The following is a 16,558-nucleotide window of genomic DNA, read 5'->3' as shown; positions in this document are numbered from 1 at the left end:
TCACGCCTCCTCGGCGACGGACGCGGCTGCGGGGGCGGCCGCGGGAGGGAGAGCGGGCTCGGGTTCGGAGGCGCGCCCGAGGTAGACCTCCTGGACCTTGGCGTCGGCCTGGACCTCGGCGACGGAGCCCTCGCTGAGCACCCTGCCGGCGTGCAGCACGCTGACGCTTCGGGCGTAGGCGCGCATGAAGTCCATGTCGTGCTCGATGACGACGACCGTGCGGTCCTCGCTCACCCGCCGCAGCAGCTCACCGGTGGCCTCGCGTTCGTCGTGGCTCATGCCGGCGACGGGCTCGTCCAGCAGGAGCAGCCGTACGTCCTGGACGAGCAGCATGCCGATCTCCAGCCACTGTTTCTGCCCATGGGCCAGCACCCCGGCGGGGCGGTCGCGCAGGTGGCTCAGGCCGATGGTCTCCAGGGCCCTGGCGACCGGCTCGGGCACGTCCTTGCGGCGCCGCAGCATGGTCCGGACCCCGCGGCCGGCGCCGGCGGCGATGTCCAGGTTCTGCACGACGGTCAGTTCCTCGAAGACCGTCGCCGTCTGGAACGTACGGCCGATCCCCAGCCGGGCGATCTTGTGTACGGGTTTGCCCAGCAGGTCCTGGTCGCCGAAGCGGACCGATCCGGTCGCCTTGACCAGCCCGGTGACCGCGTCCACGAGGGTGGTCTTGCCCGCGCCGTTCGGGCCGATGAGGAAGCGCAGGTCGCCGGGGCGGATGTCCAGGTCGACGCCGTCGACGGCGGTGAACCCGTCGAACGTCACCCGCAGGTCGCGCACGGTCAGTCCCTCGCCGCTCATGCTGTCTCTCCAGTCGCAGGGGTACGGGTACGGCGCCGCCGCAGGACGAAGCCGACGGAAGCGAGGCCGCCGGGCAGGAAGCCGACCGCCAGGACGAAGAGCAGGCCCTGGAGGTACGTCCAGGCCCCGGGGAACGCGTCGGAGAGCGTGCTCTGCGCCCAGGCGACGGCGATCGCGCCGAGCACCGCGCCCGCCAGCGAGGCCCGGCCACCGACCGCGGCGCCGATGACGAAGCCGATGGACGGCACGATCCCGATCAGCGCCGGCGAGATGATCCCCACCGCCGGGACGAAGAGGGCCCCGGCGAGGCCAGCCATGCCGGCGGCGACGACGTACGCGACGAGTTTGACGTTGGCCGGGTTGTAGCCGAGGAAGCGGACCCGCTCCTCGGAGTCGCGTACGGCGACGAGGAGTTCGCCGTAGCGACTGACGAACAGCTGGCGGGCGGCCGCCATGAGCAGGAGCAGCACGGCGGCGATGACGAAGTACACCATCCGCTGGTTGACGGGGTCGTCCAGCGAGTAGCCGAAGAAGCCCTGGATGTCGGTGAGTCCGTTGGTACCGCCGGTGGTGGCCTGCTGACCGATCAGCCAGATGGACAGCGCTGCGGCCAGGGCCTGGCTGAGGATCGCGAAGTAGGCGCCCTTGACCCGGCGTCGGAAGACGAAGAAGCCGAGCAGCGCGGCGACCGCCATGGGCAGCAGTACGGTCATGGCCAGCGCGAAGCCCGGGTTGGCGAACGGCTTCCACCACCAGGGCAGGGTGTCGCCGGTGCCGTACAGCTGCATGAAGTCGGGCAGTGTCTCGCCGGTCGCGGCGGCGTCGGCGAGTTTGAGGTGCATGGCCATGGCGTAGCCGCCGAGGCCGAAGAAGACGCCCTGGCCGAGCACCATGAGCCCGCCCCGGCCCCAGGCGAGGCTCACTCCCACGGCCACGATCGCGTAGCACAGGTACTTGGCGAGGAGCGAGAGACGGAAGTCGGAGAGGGCGAGCGGGGCCACACCGAGCAGGAGGACGGCGCCCAGGACGAAGGCGCCGGGGACGCGCAGGCGTGCCGGCAGCGGGGTGGGCGGGGTCTCGGTGATCGTCGTCATGCCAGGCTCCGGGTGCGCAGTGTGTACAGGCCCTGGGGTCGCCACTGGAGGAAGGCGACGATCGCCACGAGCACGATGACCTTGGCGACGCTGACCGTCGTCGAGTACTCGAGGACCGACTGGAGCACGCCGAGCGCGAAGGCGGTGATGACGCTCCCCTTGAGCTGCCCGATGCCCCCCACGACGACGACCAGGAAGGCGTCGACGATGTAGTTGGTGCCCATCGTCGGGCCGATCGGGCCGACCAGGGTGAGCGCGACGCCGGCCACGCCCGCGAGGCCGGAGCCGATGAAGAAGGTCACGCGGTCGACCCGGCCGGTGGCGATGCCGGACACCTCGGCGAGGTCGCGGTTCTGTACGACGGCCCGGATCCGGCGGCCGAGGGGGGTGAGCCTCAGGACGATCGTGAGGGCGAGGACGCTGAGCATGGCCAGGCCGAGGATGAACAGGCGACTGCTGGCGAAGGTGACGCCGCCGCCCGTCGAGATGTTGCCGGTGAGCAGGTCCGGGGCGTGGGTCTGCACGTTGGGGGCGCCGAAGACGTCGCGGGCGAGTTGCTGGAGCATCAGGGAGACGCCCCAGGTGACCAGCAGGGTGTCCAGCGGGCGGGTGTAGAGGCGCCGGATGAGCAGCCACTCCAGCAGCGCGCCCATCGCGCCGGCCACCAGGAAGGCCACCGGCAGGGCGACGAGCAGCGAGACGCCCGCGTCGCTGATGGACTTCTGCAGGACGTACGTGGTGTAGGCGCCGGTCATGATGAACTCGCCGTGCGCCATGTTGATCACGCCCATCTGACCGAAGGTCAGGGTCAGGCCGAGCGCGATGAGCAGGAGGACTGCGCCGATGCTGATGCCGGTGAAGGACTGGTTGAGGATGACCGTCATGAAGCGGCTCCTGGTCGGGGACGGGGGTGCGGGCGGGCCATGCGCGTGACCCGGCCCCTGGACGGGGCCGGGTCCCACCGCGGGAGCGGCGAGCGGTCCGGGACGAGGCCGATCAGGACGAGGCCAAGGGGCAGGACCGGGCCGGGATCAGGACAGGCCGGAGGCCCAGTCGTAGCCCTTGAGGTACGGGTCCGGCTTGATCGGACCGCCCGAGTTCCAGACCTCGGTGATCAGGCCGTCCGCGCCGACCTTGCCGATCCGGGCCGTCTTGTAGACGTGCTGGCTCGCGCCGTCGACCGTCACCTTGCCCTCGGGGGCGTCGAAGGTGATGCCGTCCGAGGCCGCCTTGACCTTGGCGACGTCGAAGGAGCCGGCCTTCTCCACCATCGCCTTCCAGAGGTACACGGAGATGTAGGCGGCCTCCATCGGGTCACTGGTCGGCTTGTCCTTGCCGTACTCGGCCTGATAGGCCGCCACGAACTCGGTGTTGGCCGCGCCGGGTGTCGTCTCGTAGTAGTTCCACGCGGTCAACTGGTCCTGGAGGTACTGGGTGCCGATGCTCTTCACCTCTTCCTCGGCGATGGAGACCGACAGCACCGGCATGCTCTTCGCGGTCAGCCCGGAGGACTTGTACTCCTTGAAGAAGGCCACGTTGCTGTCGCCGTTGAGGGTGTTGAACACGGCGTCCGCGCCGGAGTCCTTGACCTTGTTGACGATGGTGCCGAATTCCGTGGAACCGAGCGGCGCGTAGTCCTCGCCGACCACCGTCATTCCCTTGGCTTTCGCATAGGCCTTTATGATCTTGTTGGCGGTGCGTGGGAACACATAGTCGCTGCCGACCAGGTAGAGCTTGGTCAGGCCCTGCTTCTTGAGATAGTCGAGGGCCGGGACGATCTGCTGGTTGGTGGTCGCGCCGATGTAGAAGATGTACGGCGACTCCTCCAGGCCCTCGTACTGCACGGGGTAGAACAGGGGCGACCTGTACCGTTCGAAGACCGGTTTGACGGCCTTGCGGCTGGCCGAGGTCCAGCAGCCGAAGGTGGCCGCGACCTTGTCGTCCTTGATCAGGGCCTCGGCCTTCTCCGCGAAGGTGGGCCAGTCGGAGGCGCCGTCCTGACTGACGGCCTTGAGCTTCTTGCCGAGCACGCCACCGGCCGCGTTGATCTCCTTGATGGCGAGCAACAGGGCGTTGTGGACGGTGACTTCACTGATGGCCATCGTGCCCGACAGGGAGTTCAGCAGACCGACCCTGACCGTGCTGCCGGAGGTGTCGGCGGAGGCGCCGGCCGCGTCCGCCGAGGAGCCTTCACCCGTCTTGGCGCCACAGGCGCTGAGGGCGGCGGAGGCGCCGACCGCCGAGATACCGGCCAACAGGCCACGCCTGCTGATGCTGAGCCCGGACATACAAAACCTCCATGCCCCGAAGGGCGGTGCGAAGGAGCGGAAGGACTCTGGGGAGAAAGGGGATCCAACGCGCTTCGGTAGCCGCGGCGTTGGCGCACAGCCTGCGAGGAAACTGTTTCCTCCGCGTTTCCGCGCAATTGATGAACAGTTTCTGGTGGAAGCAATAAAGCGGGCATTGATACTTCCTGGGGAAAGGACCTTTTACGGTAGGCTCCTGCCCGACCCCGCACGGGGAACCAGGGCTTCGAGCGGAGGAGTGCGATGGCGAGACGGCCTCAGGAACTGCTCCGTCTGCTGACCCGGGCCGAGCGTCTCGCCGCACGCCGACTCCAGTCCGTGCTGGAGGAGTTCGACTGCTCGGTGGAGGCGTGGTGGGTGCTGGACCTGCTCTCGGACGGACAGGGACACCACATGACGGCCCTCGCCGACCACGCCGTCATGCCCGCGCCGAGCGCCACCAAGCTGATCGACCAACTCGTCGACCAGAACCTGGTGTTCCGCAGGGTCGACCCCGCCGACCGGCGACGCGTCCTGGCCTGCCTCACCCCGCGGGGCATGGAGCGTCGGCAGCAACTGGTCCGCGCGGTGCGGGCCGACCGGGCGGGGTGGGAGCCGCTGCTGGGGGAAGAGCGGGGCGAACGGCTGGAAGTCCTGCTGGACCGCCTGGCGGAGGTGCTCGAGGACGGAAGCGGCGCTACGACAGGTCGTGCGGAGCGCGCAGTTGAGCGAGGACGTTGAAGTCGAGACCGTCCGCCTGCGCCAGATAGATGCGCTGGCGCACATGCCGGCCCTCCAGTCCGACCAGCCCCCTCGGACCCTCGTACGAGACGGTGTCGGCGGCGGCCCCGATGGCGGCGACGTCCAGGGTGCGGGCCCGTTCGATGAGTGCGGCGAGCAGCAGTACGCCCTCGTAGCAGGACTCGCCGAGACTGCCCGGGGTCGGGGCCGACACCCCGAAGCGGTCGGCGTACCGGCCGTGGAAGTCCATGGTGTTCTGGTCCGCGAGCGAGGCGAAGAAGCCGGCCGTGCTGTAGAGGTCGACGGTGGCCTCGGGACCGCTGCCCAGCAGCATGTTCTCGTCCATCAGCGTGCTCAGTCTGAGGCAGCGCTGGTCGAGTCCGGCGGCGGCGAAGGCCCGGTTGAAGCGGACCGCGTCACTGCCGACCAGCAGCATCAGTACCGCGTCGGCGTCGGCCCGCTCGATCCGGCCCAGCACGTCGTGGAAGTCGTCGGCGCCCAGCGGGAGATACGCCTCGCCGCACACCCGGCCGCGGGAGTCACGGGCGTAGCGGCGGGCGGCCCGGGCGGTACGCCGGGGCCAGACGTAGTTGTTGCCGACGACGAACCAGCGGCGCACGCCCCGGGCCTCGGTGAGCAGCCGCATGGCGGGCAGCAGCTGCCAGGCGGGGGTCTCGCTGGTCAGGTAGACGCCGTCGGTGCGCTCGCCGCCCTCGTACAGCGCGGTGTAGACGTACGGCACCCGGTGCGCGATCCGCGGGGCCATCGCCTGCCGCACCGAGGAGATGTGCCAGCCGGTCACCCCCTGCACCGCCCCGGTGGCCACCAGGGCCTCCACGTCGTCGGCGACCTGCCGCGGCTCGGCGCCCCCGTCGACCTCGAGGAGCCGCAGCTCCTTGCCGAGCACTCCGCCCGCCTTGTTGATCTCCTCCGCGGCCAGCCGGGCGCAGGTCTCGCAGGTGGGTCCGAACACCCCGGCGGGCCCCTGCATCGGGTACACGAGCGCGACGTTCAGGGTCGAGTCGTCGACCGTGAACCACTCGTGGGTACGGAGACGGACGGGCCGGTGCATGGCCCCATGATTGCCGCACCGCTCCCGCAGCCCAAGCGGCGGCCGGGATCGAGACCCATTCGTACACATGCGGGCCGGGGCCCGGACGCGCGTCACCGCTCGGCGGGCTCGGCCTCCCGGTCCAGGTCGAGCGGCTCGGCCGCGTAGGTGATGCGCACGACGCCGTCGGCATGCCGTTCCGTGTCCCCCCGTACGCCGAACACGTCACGCAGGAGGTCCGGGGTGAGGACCTCCAGGACGGGACCCGCCGCCACCACCGCGCCCTCGTGCAGCACCACGAGGTGGTCGCAGAGGCGGGCGGCCAGGTCGAGGTCGTGCAGGACGGCGAGGGTGGTGATGCCGGTGCTGCGGATGAGGTGGAGCAGTTCGAACCGGGCGCGGATGTCGAGATGGTTGGTGAGTTCGTCCAGCACGAGCAGCCGCGGGCGCTGGGCGAGGGCGCGGGCCAGCAGGACGCGTTGGCGTTCGCCGCCGGACAGGGTGGCGTAGTCCCGGTGCGCGAAGGGGGCGACTCCGCAGCGGGCGACCGCTTCGGCCACCGCCTCGCGGTCCTCGGCGCCGTCGCGGCCCAGCAGGCCGTGGTGGGGGGTGCGGCCGAGGGCGACGATCTCGGTCACGGTCAGGCCGGTGGTGGTGCCGGCGTCCTGGAGGACGGCCGCCGTGCGCCGGGCCGCGGCGCGCGCCGACAGTTCCCACACGTCGTCACCGCCCACCCGCACCACTCCGTCGGCCGGGCGCAGCGAGCGGTAGACCGTGCGCAACAGGGTGGACTTCCCGCTGCCGTTGGGGCCCACCAGTCCGACGATGTCGCCCCCCGCCGCCTCCAGGTTCACCTCGCGGAGGATCGCCTTGTTCTCCAGGGTGATGTGGAGCTGGTCCACGGTCAGTTTCATACGGTGTCCAGGCCCTTGTTGCGGCGCAGCAGCCACAGGAAGAAGGGGGCGCCGAGCAGGGCGGTGAGGATGCCCAGCGGCAGTTCGTTGGGTCGGTTGACGGTGCGCGAGAGCAGGTCCACCACCACCAGGTAGACGGCGCCGAGCAGTGAGCTCAGCGGCAGCAGCCGACGGTGGTCGGCGCCGACGGTGAGGCGGACCAGGTGGGGGATCATCAGGCCGACGAAGCCGACCCCGCCCGCGACGGCGATGACCGTGCCGGTCAGGAGCGCGCTGATGACCAGCAGGACGGCGCGCAGCCGGTCGACGTCCACGCCGAGCGCGGTGGCGGACTCGTCTCCGGCGAGCAGGGCGTTGAGCCGACGCCCGAACAGGGTCAGCAGGGCCGTGCTCGTCAGGACCACCAAGGTGACGGTCGGCAGTTGGCTCCACTGGGCGCCGGCGACGCTGCCGAGCATCCAGAACATCACCGTGCGCAGTTCGGTGGGTGTCGCGAGCAGTTGGACGAAACTGGTCACGGACAGCAGGACGTAGCCGACCGCGACCCCCGCCAGCACCAGCCGGGTGGGGGCGAGCCGCCCCTGTCGCTGCCCGAGGGCGAACACCAGGGCGCCGGCCGCCAGCGCGCCGACGAACGCCGCGCCCGACACACCGAGGCCGCCCAGTCCGCCGAGCGCCGCCCCGCCGAGGGTGATGACCAGCACGGCACCGAGCGAGGCGCCGTAGGAGAAGCCGAGGACGACGGGGTCGGCGAGCGGGTTGGAGACCAGGGTCTGGAGCACCGCCCCGGCGACGGCCAGACCCGCGCCGACCAGGGCGGCCAGGGCGACGCGGGGGGCCCGGAAGGTCCACACGATCTGGTCCAGGGCCGGGTCGCCGGTGGTTCCCCGCCCGGTGAGGTGGTGCAGGAGAATCCCCCAGACCTCGCCGACCGGGATGTTGACCGCGCCGATGCTCACCGCGGCCACCATGACGGCGACGAGCACCACCAGCAGGACGCCGACGGCCAGGGACAGCCTCGGTCCGTTCAGACCTTGTCGGGGTGCAGCATCTCGGCGATCTTCGCGACCGCCAGGTCGTTGCTCGGGCCGAGGTACATCGAGTCCGACAGGGCCACGTACGTCTTGTTCTTCGCGGCCGGCCACTGGGGAAACTCCTTCAGCAGTTTCTCGGCGTAGGCCGCCGGGTCGGGGTCGTTGTAGCCGATGACGACGAGGGCGTCGACGTCGGTGGCGGCCACCTTCTCCTTGCTCAGGTCGGCGAAGGAGGTCTCGGAGGCGGACTCGAAGGCGTTGGAGCCGCCGGCCTTGGCCAGGATGTCGTTGTAGATGCCCTTGGCGACGACCGAGCTGAAGTCGTTGCCGCCCATGGCCATGTTGGAGAACAGCACCATCACCTTGGGCCGCGGCTCGCCCTTGACCTTCGCTGCGATGTCGGCGATGCGCTTCTCCGACGCGGCGACGATCTTCTCGGCCCGGTCGCCGACGTCGAAGACCTTGCCGAGGTCACGCAGCAGCGTGTAGCTGTCGGCGATGGTCATCTTCGTGGTGTCCTGGTCGCAACCCTGCGGTGAGACGTAGGTGTGGGCGCCGATCTGCGTCAACTGCTCCCGGGTGGCGAAGCCGTTCTTCTCGTCGAAGCCGTACGAGGTCGTGGACAGCACCAGGTCCGGGCGCAGTCCGATCATCGCCTCGCGCGGGATGTCGTAGGCGTCGTTGAGCTTCACGTCACCGCTGGGCAGCGCCTTGATGGCGGCGGCTCGTCCCGTGACCTCGGACATGCCGTAGCTCTGCTGGTTGGCCACGATCCTGTCCTGGAGGCCGAGGGCGAGGAGCGTGGAGACCTCGGCGACCGAGGCGCCGTTCATGACGACGACACGGCTCGGCGCCTCGCCGAACTTCTCGGCGACCCCGCAGTTCTCGAGCGTCACCGGGTAGCCGGACCCGGCGGCGGCCGCGGACGCCTTGTCGCCGCTGCCGCCGGCCGTGTCGGTCGAGGAGTCGGCGCCGCACGCCGTGGTGACCAGACAGAGGGCGCCGGCCAGGGCGACGGCGACCGGCCGTTTCTTCGACATGCGGGCTCCTTGCAGCGGGGGACTCGTGACGCGACGGGTTCTGTTGCAGTAGTCGGGGCGCGGCTGGCGTGAGTTCCCGGCAATCCCCCATTACTTCGCGGGAGTTGCCGGACGGCTCCGCCGCCCGAGGGGAGCGGGCAGCTTGCCCGTGGTGACACAGTGGTCGAGGTAACGGTGGACGAGTTCCCTGCCGACGGGCGGGCAGGTGACGCCGCCGGTGCGCAGTCCGTCCGCGACGTTGTCGGCGCGGACCCGTCCCAGGCGCAGGTCCGTGCCCGTGGCATCGCGCGGGTCCGCGTCCCGGGCGTCGAAGAAGGCGAGCGTGGTCGCCGCGGCACCGGAGGAACGCGGCAACTCGGCACGCCACCGGTCCAGGGGCAGGCGCCGCAGCGGGTAGCCGTACTCCTCCAGCCAGTCGTAGACGTCGCTCAGCCGCACCGGGGCCGTGGCGGCATGGTTGAACACGGTCGCCGGGCCCAGCGGCCCGAGGCAGAGCCGCACGAGCGCCTCGGCGAGGTGGTCGACCGGTGTCCAGATCTCCTCCTCGAAGAGGTCGGGGACGATGCCTGCGGGGATCCCGGCGCGCAGCACGCTCCAGAGGAAGTCGCGTTCGTTCACATGGCCGGTGGCGGCCGGGCCGACGATCCGGCCGAGCCGGTGCACGGTGACCGGCAGGCCCCGCTCGGCGGCCTGGCGCAGCAGCTGTTCGGCCGCCCACTTCGACTGCTGGTAGCCGTAGCGCAGCCCGGGGTGGGGCGGGAGGAACGCCTCGGGCACCTCGGCGGCGAGGGCGAGCGGCGGGGCGACGGAGAGCGTCGAGACGAAGTGCAGGGGGATCGAGCGCGGGGCCGCGAGGCGCAGCAGTTCCCTGGTCGATTCGGTGTTGGCGGCGCGAAGGCCGGCGTACTCGCGCAGGATGCTGACGTTCGCCGCGTTGTGGAGGATCGCGTCGCAGGTGCGGGAGAGTGCGGTGAACTCCCCTTCTTCCAGGCCGAGTCGGGGGCGGGCGAGGTCCGCGGGGACCGCTGTGACCCGATCGCGTGCCGCGTCCGTGAGGCCGATCCGGTGGGTGTCCAGGGCCCGTCGGACGCGCTCGGTGGCCACTGCGGGGCTCGGGGCGCGGACCGTGCAGACGATCTCGGCGCCGGTGCTCGTGAGGAGCTGCGCCAGCAGGTGGACGCCGACGAAACCGGTGGCGCCGGTGAGCAGGATCCGATCCGGTGTGCCGCCCGCCCGGGGACCGTCGCCGGGGCGGACGCCGGGGTCGAGGACGGCGTCGGCGAGCAGGCTCTCCGGCGGGCCGACCGTGGCCGGCCCCGCCCGCCGCTCCAGGAATCGGGCCAGTTCGGCGGCGGTCGGATGCTGGAAGAGCCAGGCGACCTTCACCTCCCGGCCGAGTGCGACGCCGAGGCGGTTGGCGGCCTGGATGGCCTGGAGCGACTGGGCACCCCGTTCGAACACGTCGTCCTGCGCGGACAGGGTCGCCGCCCCGAGCACCTGTCGCCAGGCTGCGGTGACGGTGTGCTCCAGCGTGCCGGACACCGCGGTCCGGGTGACGGGGAGTCTCGTCGCGAGCGCGTGGCGGTCGGTCTTCCCCGAGCCTGACCGGGGCAGCTCGTCCAGGAACTCGACCGCCGACGGGACCATCGCCGCGGGCAGCGCCGTGCGCAGGTGCTCCCTGATCGCGGCCGCCGCCGGGGCGGGCCCGTCCGGCACGACGTACGCCACCAGGCGCCGTGTCCCTCCCTCGAGCACCTGTCCTACGACGACGGCGTCGCGTACTCCCGGGTGGCCCAGCAGGGCGCTCTCCACCTCGGCGGGCTGCACCCGGTGCCCGCTGATCTTGAACTCGGAGTCCGAGCGGCCCAGATGACGCAGTTGACCGTCGTCGCCGACGCGGACCAGGTCGCCGGTGCGGTAGGCGCGGGGGGCTCCGGGCAGGGCGTGGAGGGGCGCGAAGCGGGCTGCGTCCGGGGGCCGGTTCCCCCGGTAGCCGAGGGCCAGACTGCCGCCCAGGAGGTGGAGTTCGCCGTCGACGACCGCCGCGCCGGTGCCGGGGAGCGGTAGCCCGATGGGTACGTCCCCGGGGGCGAGGTCGGGGTCGTGGAGGTCGGCGACGGTGGCGACCACGGTGGCCTCGGTCGGGCCGTAGGTGTTCAGCAGCCGCACGGACGGGCCGACGGCCTCGCGCCAGCGGTCGACCCGTTCGGGCAGGGCGGTCTCGCCGCCGATGACGACGGTCCGCACCTCGGCGGGGAGGGCTGCGGCTCCGGTCGAGACGGCGTGGGCCACCTCGTGCCAGTAGGCGGTGGGCAGGTCGAGGAAGCTGATCCGCAGCCGGGCGCAGGCGTCCAGGAAGGCGGGGACCGAGTCGGTCATGTCGTCGGTGCGGACCACGAGCGTGGCGCCCGCGCACAGGGTGAGGAAGATTTCCTCGACGCTGGTGTCGAAGTGCAGGGGCGCGAACCCGAGCACCCGGTCGCCGGGTCGCGGTCCGTAGCGGTGCGAGGCGCCGGCGACGAAGTGGGCGAGTGCCCCGTGGCCGACCTCGACGCCCTTGGGGCGGCCGGTGGAACCGGAGGTGTGCAGCACATAGGCGAGGTCGTCGGGCGCCGGTGCGGCCGGTGGAATCGTGCCGGGGCCGGGACGGTCGTCGGCCATCACGTCGGCGTACGTGGCAGCCGAAAGGACCAGCGCGGGCCGGGGCTCGTCCAGCAGCCCGGCCCCACGCGCCCGTGGCGCGGTCGGGTCGAACGGGCAGTAGGCGGCCCCGCGGAGCAGGACGCCGAGGACGGCGACGACGGCGTCGATGCCGCGCGGCAGGGTGATGGCCACGAGGTCTCCGGGGCCCACCCCCCGGACGGCCAGCCGGCGGGCCAGGTCATGCGCGCAGCCGAGGAGTTCCGCGTACGTCACGCCGCGGCCGTCGTGCTCGACGGCGACCGAGCCGCCGCTCCCGGCGGCGTGCTCGGCGATCAGGCCGAGCACCGGGCGGGCCGGTCCGGGCAGCGGTCCCCCGTCCAGGACCGTGACGGTCTCGCGGGCGCGCAGCTCGTCCAGCGCCCGGTCGGGTGCGGCGACGGCCGCCGCGAGCAGGGCGAGCAGCCCCTCCTGGAACGCGGCGACGTCCGCCGCGTCGTAGAGGTCGGGGTGGGCGTCCACGGCGATGCGCAGGCCGGCGCCCTCGGAGCGGTCGTAGACGTTGACGGACAGGTCGTCGACGGGGCCGGCGGAGACGTTGTGGACCGTGCTGCGGTGTCCGGCGAACCGGAGGTCGTAGGCGAAGGGCATGATGTTGACGCCCGGGCCGGACAGCCGCCGCTGTCCGCCGAGGAGTCTGAGGTCGCGCCGCAGTTGTTCGTAGCGGTAGCGCTGGTGCGGCAGCGCGGCCCGCAGTTCGCGCGAGATCCGGACGGCGAGGTCGCGCGGACTGTCCGAGCCGGCAACCGTCACCCGCAGCGGCAGGATGTTGCGGACCATGCAGGGGACGCGGAGGGAGACCGAGCCGAGGCGGCCCATCACCGGCAGGCTGAGAATGATCTCGGGGGCGCCGGTCGTGTGGTGCAGCCGGGCCACCGTGACGGCCAGCAGCAGCTCGGACCAGGTGACCTTCAGGTCGCGGGCGACGGCGCGCAGGACCTCCGTCCGCGCCGCGTCCAGGTCGACGACCCGTCGGTGGAAAGTGCGCCCGGGCAGCGCCGCCCGGCCGGCCTGGGTCACCACGGGCGGCCGGTCCGCGAACCGGTCCGTCCAGTAGGCGCGGTCCTCGGCGAAGCGGGGCGACTCGCGGTAGGCACGCTCCTCCTCCCGCACCGAGGCCAGGGTGCCGAAGCCGCTCTCCCGCACCGGCTCCCCGGCGACCAGAGCGGTGTACACCTCGGCGACCCGCCGGGCGACCAGCGACAGGCCGAAGCCGTCCAGGGCGATGTGGTGGACGCGGTGGTACCAGAGGTGTTCATCCCCCGCGATCCGCAACAGGGCGTGGCCGAAGACCGGGCCGCGGGCGAGGTCGACGGGGCGCGCCAGATCCTCGTCCATCCAGGCCAGGGCCGCCGCGTGCGGGTCGGGTTCGGCGGTGAGGTCCGCCGTGTGCAGGCGCCAGTCGCCGGCCGGGGCGTCCGTTTCCCAGGGGCGGCCCTGGTCGTCGACGCCGTAGACGACGTGCAGGGCCTCCGTCTGCGCGACCACGAGGTGCAGGGCCTCGTCGAAGAGGACCGCGTCCACCGGGCCGTGGATGTGCACGTACTCGGCCGTGTTGTACGCGGGGCTGTCCGGGTCGAGCCGCTGTCCGGTCCACACGCCTTCCTGGGCGGGCGGCAGCGGACGGCGCGGAGTCACGTCGTTCCTCCCCGGCGGGCGCAGAGCAGCTGCCACCACTGGGCGAACGAGGTGCATTCGGCGAGGTCGACGAAGGTGACGTCCACGCCGGTCTCCCGCCACCGTTCGAGGAGGGTGACGATCCGCAGGGAGTCCAGGCCCGCGTGGAGGGGGTGCTCGTCGAGGTCGACCTCGTCGGGATGCTGGTACAGGTACTCCGCCAGGTCCGCGCGGAAGCCGTCCAGGGTGAGGGGAGCAGGCATGTCGTTCTCTCTCGATCCGGCCCTGGTGAGGGGCTAGTTGACCTTGCGTGCGGAGTCGCGCCAGAAGCGGTCGCGCAGTTCGCGGCGCAGGATCTTTCCGCTGGGATTGCGCGGTACGGCGTCGATGAACTCGTAACGGGCGGGCAGCTTGAAGCTCGCGAGCCGTGGGACGAGGAAGGTGTGCAGGTCCCGGGGGCGGGCCGGCGGGCCGGGGGCCGGGACGACGAAGGCGTGCACATACTCGCCCCAGCGTTCGTCGGGTGCGCCGACGACGACGGCCTCGGCCACGCCGGGATGGGCTTCCAGCGCGTTCTCGATCTCGGCCGGGTAGACGTTCTCGCCCGCGACGAGGATCGCGTCCTTGATGCGGTCGCGGATGAACAGGTAGCCGTCCTCGTCGAGGCAGCCGGCGTCCCCGGTGTGGATCCAGCCGTCGACGAGGGTCTCGGCGGTCCTCTCGGGCAGTCCCCAGTACTCGACCATGTGGGCGGGCGTGGCCAGACAGACCTCCCCCACCGCGCCCGGCGGCAGCTCCCGGCCCTCCCCGTCTATCACCTTGGCGCGTACGCCCGGGTACGGCCGTCCCGCCGCCTGCATCAGCGGGCCGCCCGGTACATGGGCGGCCGGGGGCAGGCAGACGGCGGTGTTGCCGGTCTCGGTGAGCCCGTAGATCTGGGCGAACTCGCAGTCGAGGACGGCGAGGCTCTCCTCCAGCAGGGCCTCGGAGATGGGGGAACCGCCGTAGACCGTCTTGCGCAGGGTGGTGAAGTCCTCGGCGCGGACGCCGGGTTCGGTCAGCATCATGCGGAGCATCGCCGGGACGACGCAGGCGGTGGTGACGCCAAGGTCGCGGATGAGGTCGACGGCCCGGCGTGCGGCGAAGGCGCGCATCGCGACGATCGTGGTGCCGGCGTTGAGGTTCTGTGTGGCCCACCACAGGCCGCCGACGTGGAAGCCGGGGATGCCGATCAGCGCGATGTCGCCGGCCCGCCAGTCGATCCAGTCCAGCCCCTCGCTCGCCAGGGCGTCCCGTATCGCGAAGAAGCTGCGGTGGGCGAGGACCACGCCCTTGGGCAGGCCGGTCGTGCCGCTGGTGTAGAGCTGGGCCACCGGGGTGTCCGGGGTGGCGGTGTCCGGCGGTTCGGTGTCGGGGTGGGGCGCCTTCCAGGCGGCGAGGCGCTCGCCGAGCGCGACGACGGTCTCGGGGGGCGCGGTCGGCATCCGGTCGACGATCGGCCCGAACTCGTCCTCCAGGAAGAGCAGTCGGGTACCGGAGTCCTGGAGGATGTGGCTGACCTCGGGCGCGGTGAGCCGCCAGTTGACGGGGACGAGCACCGTGCCGCTCTTGGCGCAGCCGAAGAGGATCTCGTAGTAGTGCTCGGACTCCTTGCCGAGGTAGGCGACCCGGTCGCCCGGGGTGAGTCCGGCGGCCCGGAGGGCGTGGGCGACGCGGTTGCTCTCGCGGTGCAGTTGCCCGTACGTCAGCGTGCGCCCCTCGCACAGGATCGCGGGGGTGGTGGGCCGGTGCCGCGCGTGGAATCCCGTGGTCCGGACGAGCGTCCGGAGCTCCGGGTGGGGGAGTCTGTCCGTGGTCATGGTTCTTCTCTCGCCTCGGGTCAGGGTAGGTTGACGAACGCCAGGGTCGCCTCGCCGTCGCACCGGCCCGAGCCGGCGTCCCGGTAGCGGTAGGCGGTCTCGGCGTGGAGGAACGGGTGGCCGGCTGCCGGGACGCGCCGGGTGACGGAACTCAATTCCATCTCCCCCGAGAACGCGCGGGAATCGATCGGGCGCCGGAAACTGGCGGCGAAACGGGCGATGAGAATGTCCGGGAGCTGGCGCTCGAAGAAGTCGTCCAGGGTCCAGGACTCGAATCCCGTGCCCAGTCCTTCCTGCACGGACTTGGCCACGAGGTAATACATCATCTGGTTGTAGCAGATGTTCACCTCGACGGAATTCAGATGGCCGGTGTCGTCGATGTAGCACGACTCGGGGATCTCGAACTCGCAGCGCGCCGAGGCGCGCCCGTCGATCTCCGTCACGACGGCCGAGCGCAGGTATCTGCAGTGGTCCTTGTACGGCGTCAGCACGTGCGCCAGCAGGGCTTCGTCCGTCATGCCGCCTTGATCCCGTCGTGCAGCCGGCGTTCGTCGTGCACGGTGACGCGGTAGGAGACGGTGGGCTCCGGCGTGCTCGTGTGCCGGGCACGGTGGACGAGGCTGCGGTTGTCCCAGATCAGCAGGTCGCCCCGCTCGAAGCCCTGGAGGTGGATGCCGTCGTGCGTGAACGTGTCGTCGAGCTGCCCGCTCGCCTCGAACAGCCGCTTGAGCAGCTCCTCGTCGAGCGGGTTGCCCTCCCGGTCCTCGATGCCGACGGTGAAGCCCTCGCTGACGTAGAGGACCGTCTCGCCGGTCATCGGGTGGGTGAAGGTGGTCGGCTGGACGACGGCCGGGGTCTTGCGCTCGACCTCGTCGATGATCTCGGAGAGCGGGCGGTAGACGTCGTGCGGCCGGATCTTGAAGTACTTGCGCACCGAGTGGGTGCAGCGGGTGCCGGCGATCTCCTTCTTCAGCTCCTCGGGCAGCTTCTCGTAGGCCCGTCCCATGTCGATGAAGTACGTCCCGCGGTTCCTCTCCGGCACGACCTGGGGGTGGATCAGGGTGAGGCCGAAGGGGTCCGGCATGAACTGGTAGTCGGCGTGCCAGAACTTGCCGGTCTTCGGTACGCCGATCTGCCTGCCGTTCTCCGGCACGTTGGAGGAGACGAATATCTCCGGGACCTCCGGGTGCTTGTACATCGGCTCGTAGTAGGTCTCGGGGCGGCCCAGCCGCTTGCCGAGCGCGAGGAACTCCTGCGGGGAGAGGTGCTGTCCCTTGAGGACGGCGATCTTCCTCGTGTAGACGATGCTCTTGAGTGCCTCGATGTCGGCGTCCGAGGCGGTGGTGTGGTCGAAGCCCTCGACCGTGGCGCCGATCGCGGTGCCGGGCTGTTCCTCTGTCTGCATTCCGGTGCTTCCTTCCATGG

Annotated in this window: 14 protein-coding genes; 1 reads left to right on the top strand and 13 read right to left on the bottom strand. The window is 71.3% G+C overall.

From position 1 onward, the window contains the following. From urtD to urtA, 4 genes are all read right to left on the bottom strand, one after another. On the bottom strand, window positions 1-798 hold the full coding sequence (urtD, locus tag OG736_RS40400; protein WP_327186868.1) for an urea ABC transporter ATP-binding protein UrtD: 798 nt from the start codon (window positions 796-798) through the stop codon (window positions 1-3). Then, complete coding sequence (gene urtC / locus OG736_RS40395; RefSeq protein ID WP_327186867.1) at window positions 795-1,892, bottom strand: urea ABC transporter permease subunit UrtC; 1,098 nt, start codon at window positions 1,890-1,892, stop codon at window positions 795-797. The genes urtD and urtC overlap by 4 nt, the downstream gene beginning before the upstream one ends. Continuing rightward, window positions 1,889-2,776, bottom strand: coding sequence for an urea ABC transporter permease subunit UrtB (urtB, locus tag OG736_RS40390; RefSeq protein WP_327186866.1), 888 nt, complete (start codon window positions 2,774-2,776; stop codon window positions 1,889-1,891). Before urtB ends, urtC begins: the two co-directional genes overlap by 4 nt. A 147-nt stretch (window positions 2,777-2,923) precedes the next feature. Beyond that, on the bottom strand, window positions 2,924-4,180 hold the full coding sequence (gene urtA / locus OG736_RS40385; protein WP_327186865.1) for an urea ABC transporter substrate-binding protein: 1,257 nt from the start codon (window positions 4,178-4,180) through the stop codon (window positions 2,924-2,926). 261 nt (window positions 4,181-4,441) lie between these two features. On the opposite strand from urtA, the gene OG736_RS40380 reads away from it, so the two are divergent. Continuing rightward, window positions 4,442-4,918: a MarR family winged helix-turn-helix transcriptional regulator gene (locus OG736_RS40380; protein ID WP_327186864.1), complete on the top strand. Its 477-nt coding sequence runs from the start codon at window positions 4,442-4,444 to the stop codon at window positions 4,916-4,918. Here the strand turns inward: OG736_RS40380 and OG736_RS40375 are convergent. The 9 genes from OG736_RS40375 to scoE form a co-directional block, all read right to left on the bottom strand. Continuing rightward, a complete protein-coding gene (locus tag OG736_RS40375; protein WP_327186863.1) occupies window positions 4,875-5,990 on the bottom strand; it encodes a substrate-binding domain-containing protein in 1,116 nt (371 codons plus the stop codon). The two genes, OG736_RS40380 and OG736_RS40375, sit on opposite strands and share 44 nt — an antisense overlap. A 92-nt stretch (window positions 5,991-6,082) precedes the next feature. Next, window positions 6,083-6,883 carry an ABC transporter ATP-binding protein gene (locus tag OG736_RS40370; protein ID WP_327186862.1) on the bottom strand — a complete coding sequence of 267 codons (801 nt, stop codon included), beginning with the start codon at window positions 6,881-6,883 and terminating at the stop codon, window positions 6,083-6,085. Further along, window positions 6,880-7,854, bottom strand: coding sequence for a FecCD family ABC transporter permease (locus OG736_RS40365; RefSeq protein ID WP_327187842.1), 975 nt, complete (start codon window positions 7,852-7,854; stop codon window positions 6,880-6,882). The genes OG736_RS40370 and OG736_RS40365 overlap by 4 nt, the downstream gene beginning before the upstream one ends. A gap of 56 nt (window positions 7,855-7,910) precedes the next feature. Then, window positions 7,911-8,957, bottom strand: a complete 1,047-nt coding sequence (locus tag OG736_RS40360; protein WP_327186861.1) for an ABC transporter substrate-binding protein — start codon at window positions 8,955-8,957, stop codon at window positions 7,911-7,913. 90 nt (window positions 8,958-9,047) lie between these two features. Beyond that, the gene (locus OG736_RS40355; protein ID WP_327186860.1) at window positions 9,048-13,295 is read right to left on the bottom strand and encodes a non-ribosomal peptide synthetase; all 4,248 of its coding nucleotides are present in this window, start codon (window positions 13,293-13,295) and stop codon (window positions 9,048-9,050) included. Further along, the gene (locus OG736_RS40350; protein WP_327186859.1) at window positions 13,292-13,537 is read right to left on the bottom strand and encodes a phosphopantetheine-binding protein; all 246 of its coding nucleotides are present in this window, start codon (window positions 13,535-13,537) and stop codon (window positions 13,292-13,294) included. Before OG736_RS40350 ends, OG736_RS40355 begins: the two co-directional genes overlap by 4 nt. 33 nt (window positions 13,538-13,570) lie before the next feature. Beyond that, entirely contained in the window at window positions 13,571-15,133 is a 1,563-nt protein-coding gene (locus tag OG736_RS40345) for a fatty acid-ACP ligase ScoC (protein WP_327186858.1), read from the bottom strand. A 20-nt stretch (window positions 15,134-15,153) separates the two neighbouring features. Next, window positions 15,154-15,651 carry a (2E)-enoyl-ACP glycyltransferase gene (scoD, locus tag OG736_RS40340; RefSeq protein ID WP_327186857.1) on the bottom strand — a complete coding sequence of 166 codons (498 nt, stop codon included), beginning with the start codon at window positions 15,649-15,651 and terminating at the stop codon, window positions 15,154-15,156. Further along, window positions 15,648-16,538: a (3R)-3-[(carboxymethyl)amino]fatty acid oxygenase/decarboxylase gene (gene scoE, locus OG736_RS40335; protein ID WP_327186856.1), complete on the bottom strand. Its 891-nt coding sequence runs from the start codon at window positions 16,536-16,538 to the stop codon at window positions 15,648-15,650. Before scoE ends, scoD begins: the two co-directional genes overlap by 4 nt. Window positions 16,539-16,558: the final 20 nt, after the last annotated feature.

The sequence above is a fragment of the Streptomyces sp. NBC_01334 genome, from assembly GCF_035983595.1.
Taxonomy (GTDB): domain Bacteria; phylum Actinomycetota; class Actinomycetes; order Streptomycetales; family Streptomycetaceae; genus Streptomyces; species Streptomyces coriariae.
Note: the sequence above shows the minus strand (reverse complement) of the source record. Positions and strands in the feature narration are given on the sequence as shown.